The sequence below is a fragment of the Streptomyces aquilus genome, from assembly GCF_003955715.1.
Lineage (GTDB): Bacteria > Actinomycetota > Actinomycetes > Streptomycetales > Streptomycetaceae > Streptomyces > Streptomyces aquilus.
Window position 1 is genome coordinate 3,204,942 of the sequence record NZ_CP034463.1, and the last position, 25,008, is coordinate 3,229,949.

General features: G+C 70.1%; 17 protein-coding genes. 6 read left to right on the forward strand and 11 right to left on the reverse strand.

Translation table 11 applies throughout. The annotated features are described in order from the left end of the window. Positions 1-57: 57 nt before the first annotated feature. Genes EJC51_RS14800 through EJC51_RS14810 form a run of 3 tightly spaced genes read left to right on the forward strand, consistent with a single transcriptional unit; the run spans position 58 to position 2,696 of the window. Entirely contained in the window at positions 58-936 is an 879-nt protein-coding gene (locus tag EJC51_RS14800; RefSeq protein WP_126271509.1) for a metal-dependent hydrolase, read from the forward strand. Then, positions 936-1,949, forward strand: a complete 1,014-nt coding sequence (locus EJC51_RS14805; RefSeq protein WP_126271510.1) for a PDR/VanB family oxidoreductase — start codon at positions 936-938, stop codon at positions 1,947-1,949. Before EJC51_RS14800 ends, EJC51_RS14805 begins: the two co-directional genes overlap by 1 nt. Positions 1,950-2,006: 57 nt before the next feature. Next, positions 2,007-2,696 (forward strand): TetR/AcrR family transcriptional regulator, encoded by a 690-nt coding sequence (locus EJC51_RS14810; protein ID WP_126271511.1) that lies wholly within the window; start codon positions 2,007-2,009, stop codon positions 2,694-2,696. Here EJC51_RS14810 and EJC51_RS14815 read toward each other — a convergent pair. The 9 genes from EJC51_RS14815 to EJC51_RS14855 form a co-directional block, all read right to left on the reverse strand. Then, positions 2,693-3,052, reverse strand: coding sequence for a 5-carboxymethyl-2-hydroxymuconate Delta-isomerase (locus EJC51_RS14815; protein WP_126271512.1), 360 nt, complete (start codon positions 3,050-3,052; stop codon positions 2,693-2,695). The two genes, EJC51_RS14810 and EJC51_RS14815, sit on opposite strands and share 4 nt — an antisense overlap. Positions 3,053-3,080: 28 nt before the next feature. Then, a complete protein-coding gene (locus EJC51_RS14820; protein WP_126271513.1) occupies positions 3,081-4,703 on the reverse strand; it encodes a SpoIIE family protein phosphatase in 1,623 nt (540 codons plus the stop codon). A 72-nt stretch (positions 4,704-4,775) separates the two neighbouring features. Continuing rightward, the gene (gene pulA, locus EJC51_RS14825; protein ID WP_126271514.1) at positions 4,776-10,181 is read right to left on the reverse strand and encodes a pullulanase-type alpha-1,6-glucosidase; all 5,406 of its coding nucleotides are present in this window, start codon (positions 10,179-10,181) and stop codon (positions 4,776-4,778) included. 125 nt (positions 10,182-10,306) lie between these two features. Continuing rightward, complete coding sequence (locus EJC51_RS14830; protein ID WP_126271515.1) at positions 10,307-11,689, reverse strand: alpha-amylase; 1,383 nt, start codon at positions 11,687-11,689, stop codon at positions 10,307-10,309. Positions 11,690-11,872: 183 nt separating this feature from the next. Further along, positions 11,873-12,439 carry a dihydrofolate reductase family protein gene (locus tag EJC51_RS14835; protein WP_126271516.1) on the reverse strand — a complete coding sequence of 189 codons (567 nt, stop codon included), beginning with the start codon at positions 12,437-12,439 and terminating at the stop codon, positions 11,873-11,875. 164 nt (positions 12,440-12,603) lie between these two features. Continuing rightward, positions 12,604-14,283, reverse strand: coding sequence for a glycoside hydrolase family 13 protein (locus tag EJC51_RS14840; RefSeq protein ID WP_126276954.1), 1,680 nt, complete (start codon positions 14,281-14,283; stop codon positions 12,604-12,606). A 118-nt stretch (positions 14,284-14,401) separates the two neighbouring features. Further along, positions 14,402-15,322 carry a sugar ABC transporter permease gene (locus EJC51_RS14845; RefSeq protein WP_126271517.1) on the reverse strand — a complete coding sequence of 307 codons (921 nt, stop codon included), beginning with the start codon at positions 15,320-15,322 and terminating at the stop codon, positions 14,402-14,404. A gap of 13 nt (positions 15,323-15,335) precedes the next feature. After that, the gene (locus EJC51_RS14850; RefSeq protein WP_079306516.1) at positions 15,336-16,340 is read right to left on the reverse strand and encodes a carbohydrate ABC transporter permease; all 1,005 of its coding nucleotides are present in this window, start codon (positions 16,338-16,340) and stop codon (positions 15,336-15,338) included. Positions 16,341-16,454: 114 nt separating this feature from the next. Then, positions 16,455-17,723: an extracellular solute-binding protein gene (locus tag EJC51_RS14855; RefSeq protein ID WP_126271518.1), complete on the reverse strand. Its 1,269-nt coding sequence runs from the start codon at positions 17,721-17,723 to the stop codon at positions 16,455-16,457. 415 nt (positions 17,724-18,138) lie between these two features. Between EJC51_RS14855 and EJC51_RS14860 the strand changes: the two genes are divergently transcribed. Both EJC51_RS14860 and EJC51_RS14865 read left to right on the forward strand, forming a co-directional pair. After that, complete coding sequence (locus tag EJC51_RS14860) at positions 18,139-19,185, forward strand: LacI family DNA-binding transcriptional regulator (RefSeq protein ID WP_279631346.1); 1,047 nt, start codon at positions 18,139-18,141, stop codon at positions 19,183-19,185. A 131-nt stretch (positions 19,186-19,316) separates the two neighbouring features. Continuing rightward, positions 19,317-20,171 (forward strand): phosphatase PAP2 family protein, encoded by an 855-nt coding sequence (locus EJC51_RS14865; RefSeq protein ID WP_126271520.1) that lies wholly within the window; start codon positions 19,317-19,319, stop codon positions 20,169-20,171. Here the strand turns inward: EJC51_RS14865 and EJC51_RS14870 are convergent. Further along, positions 20,134-21,030: a LysR family transcriptional regulator gene (locus tag EJC51_RS14870; protein ID WP_126271521.1), complete on the reverse strand. Its 897-nt coding sequence runs from the start codon at positions 21,028-21,030 to the stop codon at positions 20,134-20,136. The two genes, EJC51_RS14865 and EJC51_RS14870, sit on opposite strands and share 38 nt — an antisense overlap. 71 nt (positions 21,031-21,101) lie before the next feature. Between EJC51_RS14870 and EJC51_RS14875 the strand changes: the two genes are divergently transcribed. Then, a complete protein-coding gene (locus EJC51_RS14875; RefSeq protein ID WP_126271522.1) occupies positions 21,102-22,025 on the forward strand; it encodes a DMT family transporter in 924 nt (307 codons plus the stop codon). Here EJC51_RS14875 and EJC51_RS14880 read toward each other — a convergent pair. Beyond that, a complete protein-coding gene (locus tag EJC51_RS14880) occupies positions 22,013-24,991 on the reverse strand; it encodes a bifunctional [glutamine synthetase] adenylyltransferase/[glutamine synthetase]-adenylyl-L-tyrosine phosphorylase (protein WP_126271523.1) in 2,979 nt (992 codons plus the stop codon). The two genes, EJC51_RS14875 and EJC51_RS14880, sit on opposite strands and share 13 nt — an antisense overlap. Between the last annotated feature and the right edge of the window lie 17 nt (positions 24,992-25,008).

Below are 25,008 nucleotides of genomic sequence, written 5' to 3' on the forward strand. Positions count from 1 at the left end.
TAAATAACAGGCCGCACAGGGGTTCCCGCTCGCCCTACCCGTCAGTACATTGACGCCATGTCTAACACGCAGGACCGGGTGCACCTCAAGCCCCGCAAGGTGTCCTTCTCCTGGGACGACACCCCGCTGCACTGGGTGCCCGGTGATCCCTTCGCCGCCCACACCATCAACGTGCTCCACCTGCTGCTGCCGGCCGGCGAGCGCTGGTTCGTGCACGTCTACCGGCAGGTGCTGCCGCTCATCCGGGACGAGCGGCTGCGCGAGGACGTCATCGGGTTCATCGGCCAGGAGGCCATGCACTCCCAGGCGCACGACGAGGTCCTGCCGCACCTGAGGGAGCTGGGCCTCGATCCGACGCCGTACACCGCGCAGATCGACTGGTTCTTCGAGAAGCTGCTCGGCGACCGGACACTGCCGCCGGGCAGGGCGCGCCGGTGGTGGCTCATGGAGCGGGTGGCCACCATCGCGGCCATCGAGCACTACACCGCGTTCCTCGGCAACTGGGTGCTGAACGCCGAGGAGTTGGACCGGCGGGGCGCCGATCCGACCATGCTGGACCTGCTGCGCTGGCACGGCGCCGAGGAGGTCGAGCACCGGTCGGTCGCCTTCGAGCTCTTCATGCACGTGGACGGCGGCTACCGGCGCCGGGTGCGGACCTGGGCGCTGGCCTTCGCGACACTGGTGTTCCTGTGGCAGCGCGGGGCCCGGTTCTTCATGGAGAACGACCCGACGCTCGTCGACGGCAGGGCGGGCTTCAAGGACTTCTACGTCCGGGGGCGGCAGGGTGTGCTGCCCGCGACCGGCGACATGCTCCGGTCGATACCGCGCTATCTGAGCCGCGCCTACCACCCCTCCCAGGAGGGCAGCACCGCGCAGGCGGTCGCCTATCTCGCCCAGTCCCCCGCCGCGCTGGCCGCCGAGAAGGGTGCCGCCTGATGCCGAAGCCGCTGACCGTCGCGGTCGTCGCGGGGGCCGCGCTGCTCGCCCGGCGGGCCATGCGCCGCCGTATCCGGGTCTCGCCGCTGTGGCCGATGCCCGCCCTGGAGGAGCCGGTCTCCGGGCGGCCCCGGTCGCGGGCGCTCCGGCTGCTGGTGGCCGCACGCGAGGAGGTCGCCGAGGGGGTCGTCCAACTGCGCCTGGAGGGGCGGGACCTGCCGCGCTGGGAGCCCGGCGCGCATCTCGACCTGGTGCTGCCGTCGGGACTCGTACGGCAGTACTCGCTGTGCGGGGACCCGGCGGACACCTCCTCGTACACCGTGGCGACGCGGCTCGTCGAGGACGGGCGGGGCGGCTCGCGCGAGGTGCACGAGCAGCTGGCCGAGGGCATGGAGATCGAGGTGCGCGGGCCGCGCAACCGTTTCCCGCTGGTCGAGGCGGAGTCGTACGTCTTCGTCGCGGGCGGCATCGGGATCACCCCCGTCCTGCCTATGCTGCGGGCCCTGCCGGCGGGCGCCGACTGGCGGCTGTTGTACTGCGGGCGGTCGCGGGAGTCGATGCCGTTCGTGGCGGAGCTGGAGAAGCTGGACCGGGTGAGCGTCGTGGCCGGGATGCCCGACCTCGACGCGCTGGAGGTGCCCGAGGGTGCCGCCGTGTACTGCTGCGGACCGGAAGGGCTGATGGCGGCGGTCGAAGAGCGCTTCCCGCAGGTGCGGTCGGAGCGGTTCACCCCGCGGGCCGCGGCGCCGGGCGGCGCTTTCGAGCTCGAACTCCGGCGCACTGGACGGATGTTGACCGTGCCGGCCGATTCCTCCGTACTGGCCGCCGTGCGCGCCGAGTTGCCCGACACGCTCTACTCCTGCGAACAGGGTTTCTGCGGGACCTGCCAACAGCGTGTGCTGGAGGGCGAGGTGGACCACCGGGACGAGTTGCTGACCGATGCCGAGCGGGATGACTCGATGCTCATCTGCGTTTCACGGGCACGAAGTGAGCGGCTCGTGCTGGATATGTGAACATCCAGGGTTCGGACCGGTCCGTTCCGGGCCGGATCCGATCGGTAAGGTGTTCGCATGACTACCGGGGTACGGCGAAGAATGGGAGTCGAGGAGCGGCGGCAGCAACTGATCGGCGTCGCCCTCGAACTGTTCAGCCAGCGCTCGCCCGATGACGTGTCCATCGACGAGATAGCGGCCGCGGCGGGCATCTCGCGCCCGTTGGTCTACCACTACTTCCCCGGCAAACTCAGCCTGTACGAGGCCGCGTTGAAGCGTGCGGCGGACGATCTGGCGGGCCGGTTCGTCGAGCCGCAGGAAGGGCCGCTGGGGGCGCGGCTGCTCCGGGTCATGCGGCGCTTCTTCGACTTCGTGGACGAGCACGGGCCCGGTTTCGCGGCCCTGATGCGCGGCGGCCCGGCGGTCGGCTCCACGGCGACCAACGCCCTCATCGACTCCGTACGGCAGGCCGCGTACGAACAGATCCTGTCGCATCTGGGCATCACGGAACCGCCCGCGCGACTGGAACTGGTCGTCCGCTCCTGGATCTCGCTCGCCGAGTCGACGGCACTGATCTGGCTGGACGGCCGGCGCATCCCGCGCGGCGAGCTGGAGGCGCAGCTGGTGCGCGACTTCGCGGCGCTCGCCGCGGTCAGCGCCGCGTACGACGAGGAGATGGGCGCGCTGGTGCGCGTCATGCTCCGCGACGAGCCGGCCGACGGTCCGTTCGCCGACCTGGTGGGCCGGCTGATCGCGCTGGCGTCCTAGAACTTGCGGTAGGAGGCGTCGAGTTCACGGACCTCGGCGGAGGCGTGCAGCACGGTGCCAGGGTCGACCTCGATGTGCTTGCGCAGCAGTTCCAGGACCGCTTCCGTCAGCTTGGCCTTGGTCTCCTCGGTGCGCCCGGCGAGCAGACCGAGGGTGACATGGACCACGGCGTGGCCGTGCTCATCGGGGTCCTCGTATCCGAAGGCCGTGAACTCGCTCGCCCGGAACTGCGTCTTGCACGCCTCCGGCTTCGCCGCCGCGATCTCGACCGTCGCCTCGTGCAGCGCCCGGGCGAAACCGGCCCGGTCGAAAGCGGGGGTGATCGTCCGGGAGTAGTCGACGGTGATCTGCGGCATGGGCACTCCTGTGCTAGGTCAACGGGCTTCAGCCTAGCCGCAGCGCCAGCATCGCGATGTCGTCCTCCCGGTCGTGGCCGAAGGAGGCGAGGAGGGTGTCGCACAGGGCGTCCAGGCCGGGCAGGGAGCCGACGGCGGCCGCGCGGAGGTGTTCCATGGAGGCCGAGAGGTCGGTGCCGCGGGTCTCGATCAGGCCGTCGGTGACCATGAGGAGCCGGTCGGTGGGTTCGAGGAAGAGCTCGGTGACGGGCGGGTGGGGCAGGCCGATGCCGAGCAGCGGTCCGGCCGCCTTGACGTAGTCGGCGCTGCCGTTGTCGCGGACGATCAGCGGGGGGATGTGGCCCGCGTTGGCCACCTGGGTGCGCCCGGTGGCGGGGTCGACGAGAGCCATGCAGACCGTGGCCGTGAGGTCGGGGTGGTAGCGCTGGAGCATCCGGTCGAGGCGCTCGGCGAGCACGCACGGGTCGCTGTCCTCGACGGCGTAGGCGCGCAGCGCGTGCCGGATCTCCACCATGACGGTCGCCGCGTCCAGCGAGTGCCCGACGACGTCACCGACCGCGGTGAGCACGCCCTCGGAGGTCCGCAGCACCGCGTAGAAGTCGCCGCCGATCTCGGTCTCCGGGGACGCGGGCACATAGCGGACCACGACGTTCATGCCGGGCAGCTCGGGCAGCCGGTGCGGCTGGGGCAGGAAGCTGTGCTGGAGGGTGAGGGCGACATGCCGCTCCACCTGGTACATGAGCAGCGGTTCGGCGGCGAACGCGGTGGCCTGGGTCAGCTGGGCCAGCAGGCTCTCGCGCTCGGGGCCCATCCGCCGCATCCCGCGCGCGGGCGCGGCCAGGCACACCGTGGCCCGGCCGTCCTGCGTGTGGACGAGCGCCAGCCGGGCGTCGTGCTCGACACCGGGCCGGAAGTACCCGGCGGGCCACAGCGGGGAGGGCACCGTCGTGAGCTGCACCCCGCCGCCCTGCCCGCGGGTGAGCCGCCGCAGCAGTGCGGCCACCGTACGGTCGGCCCCGGCGTCCGGCAGGGCGACCGGAATGCGGTCCCGGGACAGGCCCCGGTACAGCCGGTCCTCCTGGTCCAGGACGAAGACGACGGCGGGGGTGCCGGTGACCCGCGAGATGCCCTCGGCGGCCGCGTCGGTGAGTTCCTGCAAGGAGCGCGCCGCCTGGATGGTGACGATCGTCTCCGACAGCAGGGTCAGCCGTCGTACCAGCGCCCGGTCGTCGGCCCGCACCCGTGCGTTGCGCACGGCGGCCCGGACCACCGCCTCGATCTCCAGGGGCTCGGCGGGCACTCTCAGGTAGGCCTCGGACCCCGCGTCCAGGCCCTCGCAGCAGTCGACCGGGGCCACTTGGGCGGCGGAGAAGTGCACGACGGGCAGCCCGGCGGTGTGGGGCCGTTCCTTGAAGCGGCGGCACAGGTCGAAGCCGCTCATGTCCGGCAGCCCCACGTCGACGAGGGCCACGTCCGGCAGGGTGCCCTTGCGCAGCCGTACGTCGAGTTCGGCGAGCGCCTCGCCACCGCTGGCGACCGGCACGACGCGGTGCCCCGCCCGGCTCAGCAGGGTGCTCATCGCGTAGCGGCTTGCTTCCGAATCGTCCACGACCATGACGGTCGTGCCTGTCAGGTTTCCGTCGACGTCCATGTGTTCAGCGCCCTTGGACCACACAGTGGAGCAGACCCGGACCGGGTCTGCTCCACCAAGGTAATGCCGTTGTCAGGACTTGCGGGAGAATACCGCCACAGTGCGCCCCGGAACCGCGAAGGTGCCCGAAACCGGCTCGTACGAAGACCGCTTGACGGTAGAGTCCGCGCCCGTCGCCTGGACCTCGTGCAGCGCGTACGCCGTCCCGGCCAGCGCGGCCACCCGCTGTTCCTGCGTCTGGGGCGTCGCGTTGAACACCACGACCAGGTCACCGAGCTCCATGGTGATCACACCGGGCGTCTCGTCCTTCCCGGACAGCGGGAAGGACAGCTTCGACTGCACCTGCGCGGCCGTGTCCAGGGAGAAATCGGCCTCCGTCGAACGGATTTTCAACAGATCCCGGTACGCCGCCGAGGCCCCCTCGATCTGCTCGCAGCCGACCTTCACCTGCCCCAACAAGGGCTTGGCGTACGACCACTTGGACGCGTTGTCGGCCGCCATCGGCAGACCCCGGCCGAAGCCGTTGCCGTCCGCGCAGTTCCAGTGGATGGCGTTGAACCAGTCGCCGCTGTCGTAGGAGTTGCGGTCCAGGGACTTGGAGCGCAGCAGGTCGGTGCCCGCCTGGGAGAGGGCCGGGCCCTGCGAGAGGGTGGCCGTCGCCAGGGCGAGGACCTGCATCCGGGCGCGGTCGTCGGCGCTGGTCGTGGCGGGCAGCTTGTACGTCAGCGCGTCGAACAGCGACTCGTTGTCGTGCGCGTCGGCGTAGGCGAGGGCGTCGCCGGGCGCGTCCGCGTACCCGGCGGGCCGGCCGTTGTAGTCGACCTGGGCGCCGGTGACCTGCTTGCCGTCGGTGTCGGTGAAGGCGTACCGCGCGAGGTTGCCGCTCAGCCCCACCTTGATGAGGTCCTGGTAGTGCAGCAGCCGGGCCTTCTGCTCGGCCGGAGTGCCGTTGCTCTTCGAGGAGTTGGGGTCGGTGTAGAGGCCGGAGGCGAAGCCCTGGACGCCCGGGTCCTCGTCGAAGGGCCCGCCGCCGCGCACCGCGTCACGGGCCCGGTCGGAGAAGGTGGCGATGCCGGTGCCGGCCATGTTCTTCTGCGTGGCCTGCACGAAGCGGGCGTCGTCGGCGACCTCGCCGAAGTTCCAGCCCTCGCCGTACAGGATGATCTTCTTGCCGTCGACGCCGTCCTTGGCGAGGGTCAGCTCGTCGAGGGCCTTCCTGACCGCCAGGATGTTGGCCTTCGGGTGGTGGCCCATGAGGTCGAAGCGGAAGCCGTCGACCTTGTACTCCTTGGCCCAGGTGACGATCGAGTCGACGACCAGCTTGCCCATCATCGCGTTCTCGGTCGCCGTGTTGGCGCAGCAGGTGCTGTTGGCGACCGAACCGTCGGCCAGGAGCCGCTGGTAGTAGCCGGGGACGATGCGGTCGAGGACGGAGGTGTCCGCCTGCCCGCTCGCCGCCGTGTGGTTGTAGACGACGTCCATGACGACCCGCAGCCCGTCGTCGTTGAGCGCCTTGACCATCTTGCGGAACTCGACCGTGCGCCCGGTGCCGTCCGGGTCGGTGGCGTACGAACCCTCGGGGACCGTGTAGTGGTACGGGTCGTAGCCCCAGTTGAAGGCGTCCTTCGCGGCGGTCTTCGCCACGCACTCCTGCTGCTTGTCGGAGTCGGCCGGGTAGGAGGCGAGGTCGCAGTCGGGGGTCGCCTGGTCGGACTTCCTCTCGGGGATGGTCGCGATGTCGAAGGCCGGCAGCAGGTGCACGTACGACGTGCCCGACTTCGCCAGCTGACGCAGGTGCTTGGAGCCGTCGCTGTCCTTGTCGGTGAAGGCGAGGTACGTGCCCTGGTCCTTCGCGGCCACCGTCCTGTCGGCGATCGAGAAGTCCCGGATGTGCAGCTCCTGGATCTGCGCGTCGTTGAGCGGGGTGGCCTTCGGCTTGGTGTACGACGTCCAGCCCGACGGGGCCAGGGACTTGTCGTCGAGGTCGACGACGAGGCTGCGCGCGGAGTCAGTGGTCAGGGCGACCGAGTAGGGGTCGGTGACCTTGTTGGTGACGAGCTTCCGGACGCTGGGCGCCCAGACCCTGACGACGTACCGGTACTCCTTGCCCTTCCAGGACTTCGGGCCGGTGACGGACCAGACGCCGGTCTTCGCGTCGCGCTTCATCGCGACGGTGGAGCCGTCGAGTTCCAGCTTCACGGACTGCGCGGTCGGCGCCCAGACCGAGAGCGTCGGGCGACCCTTGCTGAACGTCGGCCCGAGGTCCGCCTTCGCCGCCGCGTCCGCGTACAGGTCGTCGAGCACGCCGGCGATCTGGACGCCGGTCGCCGCGAGGACGGCACCGTTGGCCGCGCGCTGGGAGGCGACGACCTGACCGCTGAGGGCCTGACGCACCCGGTCGCGGTCGCGGGGGTCGACGGTCCACGCGGTGTACGCCTTCAGGTGCGGGAACTTCTCCTTCTGGGCGTCGGTGAGGCTCGTCTTCGTCAGCCGCAGCCAGCGCTCGTCGTCGCTGGTCAGCGCACCGTCCTTGACCGTGATCGAGCCGTCGCGGCTGTAGAGCAGCTGGGTGGAGGCGGCCGCGTCGGAGCCGTTCCAGGCGACCGTGTTCCGGTCGATCCAGACCGCCTTGGAGGTGGTCAGGTCGAGGGCGGCCGCGGCGCCCGCGGGCTGCGGGAGCAGGTACTTCTCCTGGCCGTTCAACAGCCACACCTCGTGCCCGTCGGCCGTGAGGTCGAGCGACTGGTCGGACGGGAGGTCCTTGTCGTCGCCCTTGTGGATGATGTAACTGAGGCTGGTGGCACCGTCGGTGAGCGGTACCTCGAAAACCGCGCCATAGGCGTCAGTCTTCACCGGCTTGAGCGGGTTCGACCAGTCCGTGGGGTTCGCGGCGCCCGTCCAGACGTGCAGCCCCCAGCCGTCGTAGTCGCCGTCCGCGCGGTGGTAGTGGAGGACGGCCTTGGTCTTGTCCTGCGCCGGGTAGTCCGGCTTCTCGGTCAGGACGTCCGTCTTGCCCTGCTCGATCCACACCTCGCCGGTCTCGGTGACGTCGATCGAGCGGTCGGCGGAGACGTCCTTGTTCCCGTCCTTGTCGATGACCAGGAAGCCGACGCTGGAGGCGCCGGGCTTCAGCTTGACGTAGGCGAAGGCGCCGTAGGCGTCCCGGCCGGTGAAGGGGTGACTGGCGGGCCAGTTGGTGGCCTCGCCGTCGGCGAGGTCGCCCCAGGCGTACAGGCCCCAGTCGGCGTAGTCGCCGTCCGCGCGCTTGTAGTGGACGATCGCGTAGTCGCGGGACGAGGCGGTGGGGACCTCTTCGGCGGGCGGGGTGCCGGTGGTGGACGCGGCGCGGGCACTCGCGGTGCGTCCCTGCGCGTCGACGACAACCGCCTTGTAGCGCAGGGCGGTTCCGGCCGGTACGTCCTTGCCGATCACCTGCGTGACCTGGTACGGGGCGTGGTCGGCGGAGCCGAGCGTCCGCCACGTGCCGTTGCCGGCCTGGGCGGCGAAGACGACGCGGTTGAGCTGACCCCCGTCGACATCGGCGGAGAGCGTGACCGTGCCGGTGGCACCGGCGGCCGGGGCCTTGAGGGTGATCGTCGGCGCGGTGGCCGACCTGGCGGGCCTGGCGGCCGCCTTGAGGACGATCGCGGAGCCGGCCGGGACGGTGACGGTGAGCTTCCTGTCGGCGTCGGACTTCACGGAAGCGTCGCCACCGTAGATGCCCTGGTACGCCATGCCGGCCGAACCGACCCCGAACGTCGCCGACTTGGCCTCACCGGCGTTGTTGAAAGCGACGACGTACTCCTGGCCGGTCTTCGCGTCGGTGCGGGAGAACGCGTACACGCCCGCACCGTCGGCCGCGTAGCGCTCGGTCTGGATGCCGTCGGTGAGCGCCGGGTTGGCCTTGCGGAGCTTGGCGAGGGCGCTGATCTGCCGGTACAGCGGTGCGCTCGTGTCGTAGGCGCTGCTCGCGTGGGTGCGGTCGGTGCCGATCTCGTCGTCGTCGAGGTAGTCGGCGGTCTTCGACGCGAACATCGTCTGGCGGGCGTCCTTGTCGCCGCCGGAGCCGGTGAAGCCCTGCTCGTCGCCGTAGTAGACGACCGGGTTGCCGCGGCTGAGGAACATCAGCTCGTTGGCGAGCCTGTCCTTCTTCAGCAGTTCGGCATCGGTCGCCTTCGGGTTGTCCTGGTTCAGGAAGTACCCGATGCGGCCCATGTCGTGGTTGCCGAGGAAGGTGACCTGCTCGTACGCGTTGGCCTTGTCGGTCGTGTACTTGTAGTCGTCGCCGAAGACGGAGGCCAGCTTCTGTGCGCTGCCGCCCTGGGAGGCGTACTGCCGTGCCGCCTCCTGGAAGGGGAAGTCGAGCGTGGCGTCGAGGCGGCCCTGGGTGACGTATGGCGCGGTGATCGACGTGTCGGCGGAGTAGACCTCGCCGAACATGAAGAAGTCGTCGCGGCCGTGCCGGGCGGCGTAGGAGTCGAGGGCGGTGGCCCACTGGGTCCAGAACTCCATGTTGACGTGCTTCACGGTGTCGATCCGGAAGCCGTCGATGTCGAAGTCCCTGACCCACCGCTGGTAGATCTTCTCCATGCCGCTGACGACCTCGGGACGCTCGGTCCACAGGTCGTCGAGGCCGGAGAAGTCGCCGTAGGTGGAGGACTCACCGGCGAAGGTGGAGTCGCCGCGGTTGTGGTACATCGTGGGGTCGTTGAGCCACGACGGGACCTTGTTGTTCTTGGACACGGTCGGCGTGCGCGGGAAGGAGTCCGCGTCGACCTCGGGGAAGCTCTTGGAGCCGTCCGCGTAGTCGGCGTCGTCGAACGGCTCGCCGTCCTTGGTCAGGTACGGGAACGCGCCCTTGGAGAGGTAGTCGTAGGACTTCTCTTCATAGTCGACGACATCGGCGGTGTGGTTGGTGATGACGTCGAAGAAGACCTTCATGCCCTTGGCGTGCGCCTTGGAGATGAGGTTCTCCAGGTCCTTGTTGGTCCCGAAGTGCGGGTCGACCTGGGTGAAGTCGGTGATCCAGTAACCGTGGTAGCCGGCCGAGGCGTTGGCCCCGGTGCCCTGCACGGGCTGGTTCTTGAAGATCGGCGCCATCCAGATGGCGGTGGTGCCGAGCCCCTTGATGTAGTCGAGCTTCCTGGTCAGGCCCTTGAGGTCGCCGCCCTGGTAGAAGCCCTTGTCGGTGGGGTCGTAGCCGGTGCTGAGGCGGGTGCCCGTCAGGCCGCCCTTGTCGTTGCCGGTGTCGCCATTGGCGAAACGGTCCGGCAGGACGAAGTAGAACTGCTCGCGCGTGGAGTCGTGGCGGGCCGGCTCGGCGGCGAGCTTGGCGTCGGACGGTGGCGGAGGCGGTGTGTCCGCCTGCGCCGCGAGGGGTTGGACGAGCGCTGCGGCCAGCGCGGTGACGGTGACCGCGGCGACCCGTCCGGCATGGGCGGTACGGCGCCTCGACGGCGTCGGCCATCTCGGTATCACAGATGGGCTCCTTGCGATTACGGCTCTGGGTGGGTCCGACCCCGCGCGACCGTATCGCCGCCGTAAGGCTTACAGCAAGAGTCTTGAAAGTAACGGAAAGACCTTTCAGTTCCCCAGGGGGAGGTTCAGCAGCTGGACTTGCCGCTGTAGATCGCGAGCGCGGTGTTGGCGCCCAGGGTGGCGGTGAACTGCCCGCTGGAGTTCACGGTCACCGTCGTGTTGTTCTGGACGTTGCAGTACGTACCGGCGGCCAGCGAGGTCTGGTACGTACGGCTCAGGCTGCCGGCCTCGTGGTTGATGGCCACGAACCCCTTGCTGCCCCGCCCGAAGGCGATCGCGTCGCCGCCGTTGTCCCACCAGTTGGTGACCGCCGTGCCGCGCACGGCGTTGCGGAAGGCGACCATGCGGATGATCTCCGGCCAGGCGTGCTGGCACTTCCAGCCGTCCTGCCAACAGGCGTTCACCGTTCCGCCGTTGGGCGGCCCGGCGTCGGCATCCGACCACTCGTAGCCGGAGTTGATGTCCGGGGCGCCGTACGGGTAGGCGAGCATGAAGACGTTGGCCAGGGTGTAGTTCGCCCCGTCCTTGTAGTTGAGCGTGCTGCCGTTGCGCTCGGTGTCGTGGTTGTCGACGAAGACACCGGAGACGCCACTGCTCATGTACCCCCAGCCCTCGCCGTAGTTCTTCAGATAGGCGAGGTTCTCGTTGTTGAAGACGCGCTTGAGGTCGTAGGCGTAACGGAACTCCTGGACGTCCCCGTTGCCCGTGTACTCGGTGGGCTGGACGGCCTCGCCGCTGCCGTAGATGACCTCCTGCTTCCAGTACACGGAAGGGTTGGACAGGCGCGACTTGATGTTGGCGAGGTCGGTCGCCGGGATGTGCTTGGCCGCGTCGATGCGGAAGCCGTCGACGCCGTAGCCGAGCAGCGTGTTCATGTACCCGGCGATGGTGGCGCGGACGTACTCCTCGCCGGTGTCCAGGTCGGCGAGGCCGACGAGTTCGCAGTTCTGGACGTTGGCGCGGTTGGTGTAGTCGCTGATCGTCGAGGTGCAGTCGTCGAAGTCGTAGGAGGAGTACAGGCCGGGGTAGTTGTACTTGCTGTACGACGACCCGCCCGTGCCGGTGCCGCTGCCCGCCGACATGTGGTTGACGACGGTGTCGACGACGACCTTCACGCCGGCCGCGTGACACGTGTCCACCATGCTCTTGAAGGCGGTGGCGTCACCGAGGCGGCCGGCGATCTTGTAGCTGACGGGCTGGTACGACGTCCACCACTGCGAGCCCTGGATGTGCTCGGCGGGCGGGGAGACCTGGACGTAGCCGTATCCGGCGGGGCCGAGGGTGTTGGTGCACTCCTTGGCGACCGAGGCGAACTTCCACTCGAACAGGACGGCGGTCACGTCCTTGGTGCCGGGCGGGGAGGCGGCGGCGGGAGTGGCGGGCAGGACGAGGGCCGCGGCTGCGGCGAGCGCGGTGAGGGATGCGCTGGCTGGCCATCTCGATATCACGTGGGGCTCCTTGCGGGACGGCCGGGCGTCTTTGCCCGGCGCCGGCGTGAACGTACCCCTGACGAAAGGTTTACAGCAAGAGGCTTGAAACTCACAGCAAACACTTTCACCGGTTCCCTTGACGTGGTCCTCTCAACTGCCCCACGATTCAACAATCCCCGGGCCTCTGCCGGCCGTCGGTGCTCAGCGCTGACTGGCCGGCCTGCCCGGCAGGTCGGCGCGGCTGCCCTCGCAGCTGTATACGATCTCCACCGAGCCGCCGGGCAGCGCCCGTTGGCTCCGGAAGGTCAGCCCGGTGTCGGCGTCGAGTGCGGGCGTCAGCCGGGTGCCGGCCCCGAACAGCAAGGGCAGGACGACCAGTTCGAGGCGGTCGAGGGCGCCGAGGGCGTGGAAGGTGCCGATCGTGCGCGGGCCGCCGACGAGGTGGACGTCGCCGCCCTTGTTGGCCGCGCGGATCTTCTCCAGCAGCCGCACGGGATCGCTGTCGGTGGTGACGTGGTCCGGGGTGCCCTCCGGGCGGTGCGAGCCGAGGACGAACACATCGAGGTCCGGCCAGGGCCAGCGGGTGTTGTTCAGCGCGGGTTCGAACGTGGTGCGGCCCATGAGCGCGGCCTCGCAGTCGGCGAGGAACTCCCGGATGCCGTGGCTCTCGCCGGAGACGAACGCGGGGTCGGCGGTCAGAGCGGGCCAGCCGTTCGGGGTGGTCACATAGCCGTCGGCACTCATGCTGAGGCGGGCGCGGATCCGCATGGTCTCTCCTCGGGACGGTGGGCGCCGGTCGCCCTTCCACTCAAGCGTCGATCGCGGGGCGCGCCGATCGACACGCCGACGGGGAAATCTTCGGTCACCCGGGAAAAGGCACCGGGCCCCCGCTGCCCGAAGGCGGCGGGGGCCCGGTGCGGGTGCGTCCGTGCTCAGGCCGTCGTCCACCACACCGTGGTGTCCGCCGGGATCTTCGCGTCGCCGTCGACCTCGGCGACCTCGCCGCTCGCCAGCAGCACCCGGCCGTACGCCGGGGTCGTCACCGACTCGCCGGTGGTGTTCGCCACGCAGACGAACTCGCCCCGGCGGAAGGCCAGTACGCCCTCCGGCGCGCGGAGCCATGCCACCGAGTCGCCGGCGCCCAGGTCGGGTTCGGCGCGGCGGACGGCGAGGGCCGAGCGGTAGAGCTCCAGGGTGGAGCCCGCCACGCCGGTCTGGGCCTCGACGCTCAGGTCCGCCCACTCCGCCGGCTGCGGAAGCCAGCTGCCGCCGGTGCCGAAGCCGTACGACGAACCCTCGCGCGTCCACGGGATCGGGACGCGGCAGCCGTCGCGGAAGCCGTCCTGGCCCGCGCCGCGGAAGTAGGCGGGGTCCTGGCGGACCTCGTCCGGGAGGTCGACGACGTCCGGCAGGCCCAGCTCCTCGCCCTGGTAGATGTACGCCGAGCCCGGCAGCGCCAGCATGAGGAGGGTGGCCGCGCGAGCGCGCCGCAGGCCGAGCGCGCGGTCGCCCGCCGTGCGGATCTGGGTGCCGAGGCCCGCCGGGTTCGCGAAGCGGGTCGCGTGGCGGGTGACGTCGTGGTTGGAGAGGACCCAGGTGGCCGGGGCGCCGACCGGGCGCATCGCCTCCAGGGTCAGGTCAACCACCTTGCGGAGCTCCTCCGCGTCCCAATGGGTGCCCAGGTACTGGAAGTTGAAGGCCTGGTGGAGCTCGTCCGGGCGGACGTAGTTCGCGGTACGCGCGACCGTCGGCGTCCAGGCCTCGGCGACGAAGATGCGTTCGCCCGCGTACTCGTCGAGGATGAGCCGCCACTGGCGGTAGATGTCGTGGACGCCGTCCTGGTCGAAGAACGGCATGACATCGTTGCCCAGCAACTTGAGCTGGTCGCCGTCGCCGCCGATGTCCGGCAGGCCCTCCGCCTTCACCATGCCGTGGGCCACGTCGATGCGGAAGCCGTCCACGCCCATGTCCAGCCAGAAGCGCAGGATGGAGCGGAACTCGTCGCCGACCGCGGGGTGTTCCCAGTTGAAGTCGGGCTGCTCGGGAGCGAAGAGGTGGAGGTACCACTCGCCGGGGGTGCCGTCGGGCTCGGTGACCCGGGTCCACGCCGGGCCGCCGAAGATGGACTCCCAATCGTTCGGGGGGAGTTCGCCGTGTTCGCCCTTGCCGGGGCGGAAGTGGTAGCGGTCGCGCAGGGGGGACCCGGGGCCCTCGCGCAGGGCGCGCTTGAACCACTCGTGCTGGTCGGAGGAGTGGTTGGGGACCAGGTCGACGATGATCCGCAGGCTCAGTTCGTGCGCGTCGCGGATCAGCGCGTCCGCGTCCAGCAGGTTGCCGAACATCGGGTCCACGGCCCGGTAGTCGGCGACGTCGTAGCCGGCGTCGGCCTGCGGGGAGGCGTAGAAGGGGCTGAGCCACACGGCGTCCACGCCCAGGTCGCGCAGGTACGGCAGTCGGGAGCGGATGCCCTCCAGGTCGCCCATGCCGTCGCCGTTGCTGTCGGCGAAGCTGCGCGGATACACCTGGTAGATCACCGCGTCCCGCCACCAGTCGCCGCGCTTGGCTTGGGCGGGGGTCGGGGCCGAGGCGAGGGCGGAGTGCTGCTGGCTCATGGCGTCCTTGATACGTAACGGGGTCATGGGGTCAGGTGTGCAGACAACGGTGATGCGAGGCGGCCGCGGTGACAGCGGGGTCGGATGGACACCGCGACCGCCTCGGGTCGGTGGGATGTCAGCCCTTCGTGCCGCCGGCCGTCAGGCCGGTCACGAGGTTCTTCTGTACGAGGTAGAAGAACGCGGACACCGGTATGGCGATGAGCACCGCGGTCGCGGCCATCAGGTTGCGCTGGGCGTCGTGTTCGCTGACGAAGCTCTGCAGGCCGACGGCGAAGGTGTACTTGTCGTCGCTGAGCATGAACGTCGAGGCGAAGGCGACCTCGCCGAAGGCGGTGATGAAGTTGTAGAAGGCGGCGACCGCGAGGCCCGGCTTGGCGAGCGGCAGGATCAGCCGGAAGAACGTGCCGAAGGGGGTCAGTCCGTCGACGCGGCCGGCCTCGTCGATCTCGAAGGGGATCGTGTCGAAGTACCCCTTGAGCAGCCAGGCGCTGTAGGGGACCGCGGTCGCGCAGTAGACGAGGACGAGGCCGAGGTAGCTGTCGACGAGCTGAAGGTCGACGAGGATCTGGTACATCGGCACGATGAGGACGGCGATCGGGAACATCTGGGTGACCAGGAGCACCCACATGAGCTTCTTGTAGCCGGGGAACCGCATACGGGAGACCGCGTAGCCGGTGGTGGCCGCCGCGAACACGCCGATGACGGTGGTGCCGAGGGAGACGATCAGCGAACTCTTCAGCCATTCGAAGAAGTTGGTGTGCTGAAGGACGAACGAGTAGTTGTCCAGCGTCATCTTGTCCCAGATGCCGCCGGGGTGGAGGTAGTCGTCCTTGTCCGGGCCGAGGGACAGATAGACCAGCCAGGCGATCGGGAACAGCGCGATCAGGCTCGCGACGATCAGGATGCCGTGGGAGGCGAGGGACGCGGCGCGGCCGCGCTCCTCACGGCCGCGGACCTTGCGCGGCCGGGAGGCTTCGAGGACCTGGGGGGTCACCGGGCGGTCCGCCTTGATCTCGGAGGGGGTTGAGGTGCTCATGGTGACTCCTGCCTCAGATCGCGAGCTGCTGGTCATTGCGGTTCAGCCAGCGGCGGTAGAAGGAGGTGAAGACGATCAGGATGGCCAGCAGCAGGATGCCGTAGGCCGCCGACTGGGCGAAGTCACGCGGCTGCTGTCCGAAGCCGAGGTAGTACGCCCACGTGACGAGGATCTGCGCGTCGGGGGCGGTGTTGCCGAACAGCAGGAAGATGATGGCGAACTGGTTGAAGGTCCAGATGACGCCGAGGAGTACGACGGTGGAGCTGACGGACCTGAGGCCCGGCAGGGTGACGTACCGGAAGCGCTGCCAGGCGTTGGCCCCGTCCATCTCGGCGGCCTCGTAGAGCGAGGAGTCGATGGACTGGAGTCCGCCGAGCAGCGAGACCATCATGAACGGCACACCGCACCAGGTGTTGACCATGATCGCGGCGAACCGCTGCCAGAAGGTGTCCTCCAGCCAGGACGGTTCGGGCAGGTGGAGACTGCCCAGGAAGCTGTTGATGATGCCGCTGTCGGCGAGCATGAACCGCCAGCCGAAGACGGTGACGAAGGTCGGCACGGCCCACGGCAGGATGAGGATCAGCCGGTAGAAGGTGCGGCCGCGCAGCTTCTGGTTGAGCAGCAGCGCGAGGCCGAGTCCGATGCCGTAGTGCAGGGCCACACAGGCGGCCGTCCACACGATCGTCCAGATGAAGTGCGACCAGAAGCGGTCGTAGGCGGTGTCGCCCCAGAGGATGTCGGCGTAGTTGTCGAGGCCGATGAACTTGTAGGTGGCGTCGATGTGGTTGACGCCGATCGTCCGCGCCGTGTTGAGGCTGTTGGCGTCGGTGAGCGTGAGGTAGAGGCCGTACACCAGCGGGTACAGCACGAGGACGCCGAGGACGATCGCCACCGGGGCGATCATCGCGTAGGCGTACCAGTGCTTCTGGTATCCGCGCTTCAGGCGCTGGCCCAGCCCGGGCCGGGGCCCGCGGTCACCGCGGCGCTTGCCGGTCGCGCGGTCGATGGCGACTGTCATGGTTCGACACCTTCTGGGAGGTTCAAGGGGTGTACGGCTCGTGTACGGCTCACAGGCCGATGGCCGCCGGATCTCTCCCCCCATGCTTCGGGAGATCCGGCGGCCGCTCGGGGCTTACTTGCTGAAGTCCGGGACCAGCTTGGCGATGGCGGTCTCGGCGTTGCTCAGCCCCTTGTCGAGGGACTCCTTGCCGCCGGCGATCTTCGGCAGCTCGGTGTCCAGCGGGCCCCACAGGGAGCTGTACTCGGGCAGGGCCGGGCGCGGCTGGGCGGCGGCGAGGACGCCCTGGTAGCCGGCGATGCCCGGGTCGGCCTTGACCTCGGCGGTGTAGGCGTCGTCGCGGGTGGGCAGCGTGGAGTTCTTCAGCGCGATGGTCGCCTGGGACTTCGCGGAGGTCATGAAGTTGACGAACTTCAGCGCGGCCTTCTGGTGGGCGGCGTCGGAGCCGGCGTAGACCGAGAGGTTGTGGCCGCCGGTCGGGGCGCCCGCCTTGCCGGTGGAGCCGGCCGGGACGGTGGCGATGCCGAGGTTGTTCTTGTCCTTGAACGCGGAGCCCTTGTAGAAGTTGGTGATCTCCCACGGGCCCTGGACGATCGCGGCGACCTTGCCGTTGACGAACGCGTCCTGGATGTGGGCGTAGGCGTCGGCGGTGGTGTCGGCCTTGTGCAGGCCCTTGCCGGAGAAGAGGCTCAGCCAGGTGCCGTACGCCTTCTGCGCGGCGGGCGAGTTCACCGTGATCTTCTTGGCGGCGGCGTCGACGGTGTCGGTGCCCTCGCCGTAGAGGAAGGACTGGGCGTAGTAGGCCTGGGTGGAGCCCCAGTAGCCGTCGACGCCGGTCTTGTCCTTGATGGTGGCGGCGGCCTTCTTCAGGTCGTCCCAGGTCTTGGGGGCCTCGACGCCGGCCTTCTCGAAGAGGGCCTTGTTGTAGACGAGGGCGAGGGTGTCGGTGACCAGCGGGACGCCGTAGGTCTTGCCCTCGTACTTGGCCTGCTCGATCAGGTTCGGCTTGAACTTGGCCTGGTCGGCGAGGGCCTCGGTGCCGTCGAGGGGCAGCAGGTAGCTCTTCTTGGCGAAGGCGGGGGTCCAGCCGACCTCGGAGCGCAGCACGTCCGGGGCGCCCTTGGAGCCGGCGGCGGTGTCGAACTTGTTCTGCGCCTGGTCGAACTGGACGTTGACGTACTTGACCTTGACGTCCTTGTTCGCGGCCTCGAACTCCTTGATGAGGGCCTTGTACGTCGGCGCCTCGTTGGTGGCGTTGGAGGTGTCCCACCAGGTGATGGTGACCGGACCGCTCGAGTCGCTGCCGCTGTCGTCTCCGTTGCAGGCCGTCGCCGCGAGGGCGAGGGACGCCACCAGCGCAGTGGCCGCTATGCCACGCCGCATGAGTTCTCCTTGAGGGTGAAAGCCCGTGTGGTACAGGGGGCGGTCCCGTCCGCCGGCCCTGCGTGTGCAGAGGTCGGCCCCGTCTGCCGTCCCTGCGGTCTTGCCGACTGCGCCGTTGCCGCCGCCGGGCGTCGCCGAACGTAACAGCGATGTAAGCGTTGCGAAAGACCTTGCAGCAAAAAAGTGCAAGACGTCATCGAAGTTATCCGGGCGTGACCTCGCGGCTACCGCCGTGAGACGCTTGTTTCCAGGGGTGGAGCGGTCAGGAGCGCCCTGTGCAAGACTCTGCAAGCTCTTGCCATCACTTTCACGAGGGAGCGCGATGACCCAGCAACTCGGACCGGGACGGTCAACAGGTCGCCCACGGCGTCCGATTGGTGTGCAAGGGCAGGGTCGGCCGGTACAGTCCAACCCTGTGACCACACGGCTTGCCGACATCGCTGCTCAAGCGGGGGTCAGCGAAGCGACCGTCAGCCGCGTCCTCAACGGGAAGCCGGGCGTCGCCGCCACCACCCGCCAGTCCGTGCTGGCCGCTCTCGACGTCCTGGGCTACGAGCGCCCGGTGCGCCTGCGGCAGCGCAGTGAGGGCCTGGTGGGCCTGATAACCCCGGAGCTGGAGAACCCGATATTCCCGGCGCTGGCCCAGGTGATCGGGCAGGCGCTGACCCGGCAGGGGTACACCCCGGTGCTGGCCACCCAGACCCCGGGCGGTTCCACGGAGGACGAGCTCACGGAGATGCTCGTCGACCGGGGCGTGGCGGGCATCATCTTCGTCTCCGGACTGCACGCGGACACCTCCGCCGACATGCAGCGCTACGAGCAGCTGCGCGGCCAGGGCGTGCCGTTCGTGCTGGTGGACGGTTTCTCGCCGAAGGTGCAGGCGCCGTTCATCTCCCCCGACGACCGCGCCGCGATGACGCTGGCGGTCACGCATCTCGCCTCGCTCGGTCACACCCGGATCGGTCTCGCGCTCGGCCCGAAGCGGTTCGTGCCGGTGCAGCGCAAGATCGAGGGGTTCGTGCGGGCGATGCAGGACCAGGTGGGGTTGTCGGCGGAGGCCGTGGAATCGGAGCTGGTCCAGCACTCCCTCTACACCCTGGAGGGCGGTCAGGCCGCGGCCACCGCGCTGATCGGCCGGGGCTGTACGGCGGTGGTGTGCGCGAGCGACATGATGGCGCTGGGTGCGATACGGGCCGCCCGGCAGCTCGGCCTCGAAGTGCCGCACGACGTCTCGGTGGTGGGCTTCGACGACTCCCCCCTGATCGCGTTCACCGACCCGCCGCTGACGACGGTCCGCAAGCCGGTTCCGGCGATGGGCCAGGCCGCGGTGCGGACGTTGCTGGAGGAGATCGGCGGGACGCCCGCGCCGCACAGCGAGTTCGTGTTCATGCCGGAGCTGGTGGTGCGCGGTTCGACGGCTTCGGCGCCTGTTTCGTCCCGTGGGGAGCGTTCTCGTTCCTGAGACGGAGAGAACGGGGTTCCGGGCCGTGCGCTGGTAGGAGACGAGGGCCTCGTCCCGCCGTAGAACATGCGTCCTGAACCCGCCCGAGGGATGATCTGGGGGCAAGGGCTTTTCTGGCAGACTCTGTGTCCATGGGTGATTCGACCGTGACTACAGTGGAAGGCCGCGAAGAGGCCGTTCTGCATCCTGTCGCGGAGAACTCGGGCAGGGGCCTTCTTCGCCGCCTGCGCACCCCGCGCCGCCCCCGCCTCTGGTTCGAGATCCTGCTGATCGCGGTGAGTTACTGGACGTACTCGCTGATCCGCAACGCGGTCCCGGAGCAGAGGGCCGAGGCGCTGCGCAACGCCGACTGGATCTGGCGGGTCGAGCACGACCTGGGGATCGCGGTCGAGGAGTCGGTCAACCACGCCGTGAACTCGGTGACTTGGCTGATCGTGGGCATGAACTACTACTACGCGACGCTGCACTTCGTGGTGACGCTGGGTGTCCTGGTGTGGCTGTTCCGCTACCACCCCGGCCGCTACGCGGCGACCCGCACGGCCCTCTTCGCCACGACCGCCGTCGCCCTCGTCGGTTACTACCTGTATCCGCTGGCCCCGCCCCGGCTGATGAACGGCGGCGACTTCGTCGACACCGTCGTGGTCCACCAGACCTGGGGTTCGATGGCGTCCGGCGACCTGAAGAGCATGTCGAACCAGTACGCCGCGATGCCGTCGATGCACATCGGCTGGTCGCTGTGGTGCGGTCTGACGATCTTCGCGCTGGCCAGGGTGCCCTGGGCGCGGGTGCTGGGGCTCCTCTACCCGGCGGCCACCCTGGTCGTCATCGTCGCCACCGCCAACCACTTCTGGCTGGACGCGGTGGGCGGCATCCTGTGCCTGACCTTCGGTTTCACGGTGGCGCGGCTCTGGTACGGCGCCCTGCCGTACCGCCTGCCGCAGCTCGTGCCTACGGTCGGGCAGCCGCTTCCCGCAGCGCCGCGATGAACGCCCGCAGCGCGGGCTGCGGCGGCGCCGTCTCGCGTACGGCCGCGTGGATCGAGCGCGTCGGCTCCGGCGCCCGCAACTCCCGTACGACGACACCCGGACGGACGCCGGTGGCCAGCCCCAGCCTGGGGATCAGGCTCACGCCCAGGCCCGCCGCCACGAACCCCTGCGCGGTGACGTAGTCCTCGCTGTCGACCACGAACCCGGGCCGGAACCCGGCGGCCTCACAGGCGGTGAGCTGGGCGTCGAGACAGGGGCCGGGCCATTCGCTGCCGACCCAGGGTTCGCCGGCGAGGTCGGCGAGCTCCAGCTCGGGGGCGTCCGCGAGGCGGTGGCCCGCCGGCAGCACCGCGAGGTACGGATCGTCCAGCAGATGCAGCAGCCGTACGCCGTCCGGGGCCGCTGCGCCTGCGCCCACCACCAGCGCCAGGTCCGCACGGCCCTCGCGGACGTCCGGCAGCGGGTCCTCGGGGTCGATCAGCCTCAGGTCGATCTGCACGCCGGGGTGTTCCGTGCGCAGCCGCGCCACCGCCGGGGCGACCAGCGAGCCGCCGGCCGTGGCGAAGTACCGCACCGCCAGCCGTCCCGTGCGGCCCGCGAGCAGGTCGGCCAGTGCCGTCTCCGCCTCGGCGACCTGGCGGCTGATGGTGTCGGCGTACTCGGTCAGCAGCAGCCCGGCGGCCGTCGGCCGCACCCCGCGCCCGACCCGCTCCAGCAGCTCGGTCCGCGCCTCCTTCTCCAGCGCGGCGATCTGCTGACTCACGGCGGACGGCGTGTACCCGAGGACCGCCGCGGCCCCCGTCACCGACCCGCTGCTCACCACGGCCCGCAGCACCTGCATCCGACGCACATCCAGCATGTAGCACAGCTTAACAACCCATCCAGAACTCTTCACTTGTCCTCACGCGTCCGCTCCCCGACCGTAGAGGCATGTCTCCCGCCTCCACGCTCCGCATGGCCGCCCTAGCCCTCCTGTGGGGCTCGGGGTTCCTCTGGATCAAGCTGGCCCTGGACCACGGCCTCTCCCCCGCCCAGATCACGATCGTCCGCTGCGCGCTGGGGACGGCCACCCTGCTGGTGCTGGCCCGCTCGGCCGGCCAGCGGCTCCCCCGCTCCCGCGCGACCTGGGGGCACCTGGTGATCGCCGCGCTGTTCTGCAACGCGATCCCGTTCGCCCTGTTCGCGGTGGGCGAGCAGCACCTCGACTCGGGCATCGCGGGCGTACTGAACGCCACGACTCCCCTGTGGTCCCTGCTGATCGGCCTCCTGCTCGGCACCGACCGCGCCCTGCCTCCGCTGCGCCTGACCGGCCTGCTCCTCGGCTTCGCCGGTACGGTGCTGATCTTCGCCCCCTGGCACCGCTCGGGCCTGCTGAGCTGGGCCGCGCTGGCCCTGCTGGGGGCGGCGGCGAGCTACGCGGTGGCGTTCGCGTACATGGCCCGCAGGCTGACCGACAAACGGGCGCCGATGGCGATGTCGGCGGCGCAGATGCTGATGGCGACGGGGTGGGCGACGCTGTCGCTCCCGGTCGCGGGCCCGGTGGACGCGGACCTGGTGGCGCTGGGCGCGGTCACGGCGCTGGGGGTGCTGGGAACGGGCGTGACCTTCTACCTCAACTACCGCCTGATAGCCGACGAGGGCCCGACGACGGCGGCGACGGTGGGCTACTTGCTGCCGGTGGTGTCGGTGACGCTGGGAGCGGTGCTGCTCGACGAGAAGGTGGGGTTGCGGGTGCTGACCGGCATGGCAGTGGTTCTGGTCGGCGTCGCCATGACGCGCCCCACAGGGGCGCGGGGAACTGCGCGAGCAACCACAACGGACCCGCGCCCGACAAAGAAGGCCTACGCCCCGTAGAACAACGTCTCCACCACACTCCGCGCCCTGCGCGCCGTGCGCCGATACGCATCCAACATGTCCCCCGCATGCCCCGGCCCGTACCCCAAGTACCGTCCCACAGCGGCCAGTTCACGGGCCTCGGTCGGGAACGTGTCCCCCGCCCGTCCCCGCACCAGCATCACGGCATTGCGCACCCGAGTGGCCAACACCCAAGCCTCGTCCAGGATCTCGGCATTTTCACCCGAGATGAGCCCGGCGGCACACGCGGCCGCAAGCGCCTCCCGCGTCCGGGTCGTACGAAGCCCCGGCACGGCCCAGCCGTGCTGCAACTGGAAGAGCTGCACGGTCCACTCGACGTCGGACAGGCCACCAGGACCGAGCTTCGTGTGCAGCTTCGGGTCCGCGCCGCGCGGCATCCGCTCCGACTCCATCCGCGCCTTCAGCCGCCTGATCTCCCGTACGGCGTCCTCCCCGAGCCCCTCCGCCGGGTACCGCAGCGGGTCGATGAGCTCGATGAAGCGCCGCCCCAGGTCCTGGTCACCGGCGACGACTTCGGCCCGTAGCAGGGCCTGCGCCTCCCAGACCAGGGACCACCGGCGGTAGTACGCCTCGTACGAGTTCAACGTCCGTACCAGCGGCCCGGACTTGCCCTCCGGGCGCAGGTCGGCGTCGATGAGGAGCGGCGGGTCGGCGCTGGGGAGCTGGAGCAGGCGGCGCATCTCGGAGACGACCTTGTTGGCGGCCTCGGCGGCGGACTGCTCGGGGACGCCGCCCCGCGCCTCGTGGACGAAGAGGACGTCCGCGTCGGAGCCGTAGCCGAGTTCGTGGCCGCCGAAGCGGCCCATGCCGATGACGGCGAACCGGGTGGGCAGGGTGTCGCCCCAGGTGTCGCGGACGACCGCACGGAGCGTGCCCGCGAGGGTCGCGGCGTTGAGGTCGGAGACGGCGCCGCCGACGCGGTCGACGAGGGCGCCCTGGTCGGCCTCGACGGGCTGGGTCTCGGTGCCGTAGGAGCCGATGATGTCGGCGGCGGTGGTACGGAACAGTTCGCGGCGGCGGACGCCACGGGCGGCCGTGACCGCCTGCTCGGCGCCGTCGGCGCGGCTGACGGCGGCGAGGGTCTCCTGTTCCAGCGCGGCCCGCCCACGAGGGGCGAGCCCCTCCTCGTCGCCGAGGAGCGCGACCGCCTCGGGGGCGCGCATCAGCAGGTCGGGAGCGAGACGGCCGGCGGACAGGACCCGGGCGAGGTTCTCGGCGGCGGCGCCCTCGTCGCGCAACAGCCGCAGATACCAAGGGGTCTTGCCCAACGCGTCTGAGACCTTGCGGAAGTTGAGCAGTCCGGCGTCCGGGTCGGCGGAGTCGGCGAACCAACCCAGCAGCACCGGCAGGAGGGTGCGCTGGATGGCGGCCTTGCGGGTGACGCCGGAGGCGAGGGCCTCCAGGTGGCGCAAGGCGGAGGCGGGGTCGGCGTACCCCAGCGCCACCAGCCGCTCCCGGGCCGCCTCCGGGCTCAACCTGGCCTCTCCCGGCGCCAGTTGGGCGACGGCGTCGAGCAGCGGGCGGTAGAAGAGCTTCTCGTGCAGGCGTCGTACGACACTGGTGTGCCGTTTCCATTCGCGGTTCAGCTCGGCGACCGGGTCGGTGCGCAGGCCGAGGGAGCGGCCGATGCGGCGCAGGTCGGCCTCGTCCTCGGGGACGAGGTGGGTGCGGCGCAGCCGGAACAGCTGGATGCGGTGTTCCATGGAGCGCAGGAAGCGGTAGGCGTCGTCGAGTTGGACGGCGTCGTCGCGGCCGACGTAGCCGCCGGCGGCGAGGGCCTGGAGGGCGTCGAGGGTGGTGCCGCTGCGCAGTGAGGCGTCGGCGCGGCCGTGCACCAACTGGAGGAGCTGGACGGCGAATTCCACGTCCCGCAGGCCACCGGGGCCGAGCTTCAGCTCGCGCTCGATCTCCGCCACGGGGATGTTCTCGACGACCCTGCGGCGCATCTTCTGCACGTCGGCGACGAAGTTCTCGCGCTCGGCGGCCTTCCAGACGAGGGGTTCGAGGGCGGCGACGTACTCCTCGCCGAGCTCGATGTCCCCGGCCACCGGGCGGGCCTTGAGGAGGGCCTGGAACTCCCAGGTCTTGGCCCAGCGCTGGTAGTAGGCGAGATGGGAGGAGAGCGTGCGGACCAGCGGACCGTTTCTGCCCTCGGGGCGGAGGTTGGCGTCGACGGGCCAGATGGAGCCCTCGACGGTGGTCTCGGAGCAGACCCGCATCATGTGCGAGGCGAGCTTGGTGGCGGCGCGCAGGGCCTTGCCCTCGTCGGCCCCGTCGACCGCCTCGCCCACGAAGATGACGTCGACGTCGGAGACGTAATTGAGTTCGTGGCCACCGCACTTGCCCATCGCGATGACGGCGAGCCGGCACAGGGCGGCGTCCTCGGGGGCGGCGGCGCGGGCGATCGCGAGGGCGGCGCGCAGGGTCGCGGTGGCGAGGTCGGCCAGCTCGGCGGCGGTCTCGGCGATGTCGGTGGTGCCGCACACGTCACGGGCGGCGATGGACAGCAGGCAGCGGCGGTAGGCGACGCGGAGCGAGACGGGGTCGGTGGCCTCGGCGAGCCCGCGCTCGAACTCCTCCACCCCGGGGTGCAGATCGCGCGGCTCGTAGGTGACGAGCGCCTGCCAGTCCCCGGCGTGCCGGGCGAGGTGCTCGCCGAGCGCGGCGGAGGCGCCGAGCACCCCGAGGAGACGGTCGCGCAGCGGCTTGGCCGCTATGACCGTGTCGAGCAGCTCGCGGTCGGTCTGCGCCTCCAGCAGCCGGACGAGACCGTGCAGCGCGAGATCGGGGTCGGCGGTGGCCCCGAGGGCCTCCAGCAGCACCGGGTCATTGCGTACGCCGCTCAGCTCCGGACCGTCCAGGAGCCGCTCGGCGGCGGAGGGATCGGTGAACCCGTGCCGCAGCAGCCTGCTGAACGTACTGCTCCTGCGCCCCGGCGCCGTCATCCCCGGCCCTCCCGTCG

Bases quoted from the DNA above. Each gene is read 5' to 3' on its own strand.
- EJC51_RS14870 (WP_126271521.1), bottom strand. From the start codon at position 21,030: ATGCTGGATGTGCGTCGGATGCAGGTGCTGCGGGCCGTGGTGAGCAGC.
- EJC51_RS14805 (WP_126271510.1), top strand. From the start codon at position 936: ATGCCGAAGCCGCTGACCGTCGCGGTCGTCGCGGGGGCCGCGCTGCTC.
- EJC51_RS14880 (WP_126271523.1), bottom strand. From the start codon at position 24,991: ATGACGGCGCCGGGGCGCAGGAGCAGTACGTTCAGCAGGCTGCTGCGG.
- EJC51_RS14855 (WP_126271518.1), bottom strand. From the start codon at position 17,723: ATGCGGCGTGGCATAGCGGCCACTGCGCTGGTGGCGTCCCTCGCCCTC.
- EJC51_RS14845 (WP_126271517.1), bottom strand. From the start codon at position 15,322: ATGAGCACCTCAACCCCCTCCGAGATCAAGGCGGACCGCCCGGTGACC.
- EJC51_RS14875 (WP_126271522.1), top strand. From the start codon at position 21,102: ATGTCTCCCGCCTCCACGCTCCGCATGGCCGCCCTAGCCCTCCTGTGG.
- EJC51_RS14815 (WP_126271512.1), bottom strand. From the start codon at position 3,052: ATGCCGCAGATCACCGTCGACTACTCCCGGACGATCACCCCCGCTTTC.
- EJC51_RS14800 (WP_126271509.1), top strand. From the start codon at position 58: ATGTCTAACACGCAGGACCGGGTGCACCTCAAGCCCCGCAAGGTGTCC.
- EJC51_RS14820 (WP_126271513.1), bottom strand. From the start codon at position 4,703: ATGGACGTCGACGGAAACCTGACAGGCACGACCGTCATGGTCGTGGAC.
- EJC51_RS14835 (WP_126271516.1), bottom strand. From the start codon at position 12,439: ATGCGGATCCGCGCCCGCCTCAGCATGAGTGCCGACGGCTATGTGACC.
- EJC51_RS14850 (WP_079306516.1), bottom strand. From the start codon at position 16,340: ATGACAGTCGCCATCGACCGCGCGACCGGCAAGCGCCGCGGTGACCGC.
- EJC51_RS14840 (WP_126276954.1), bottom strand. From the start codon at position 14,283: ATGAGCCAGCAGCACTCCGCCCTCGCCTCGGCCCCGACCCCCGCCCAA.
- EJC51_RS14810 (WP_126271511.1), top strand. From the start codon at position 2,007: ATGACTACCGGGGTACGGCGAAGAATGGGAGTCGAGGAGCGGCGGCAG.
- EJC51_RS14865 (WP_126271520.1), top strand. From the start codon at position 19,317: ATGGGTGATTCGACCGTGACTACAGTGGAAGGCCGCGAAGAGGCCGTT.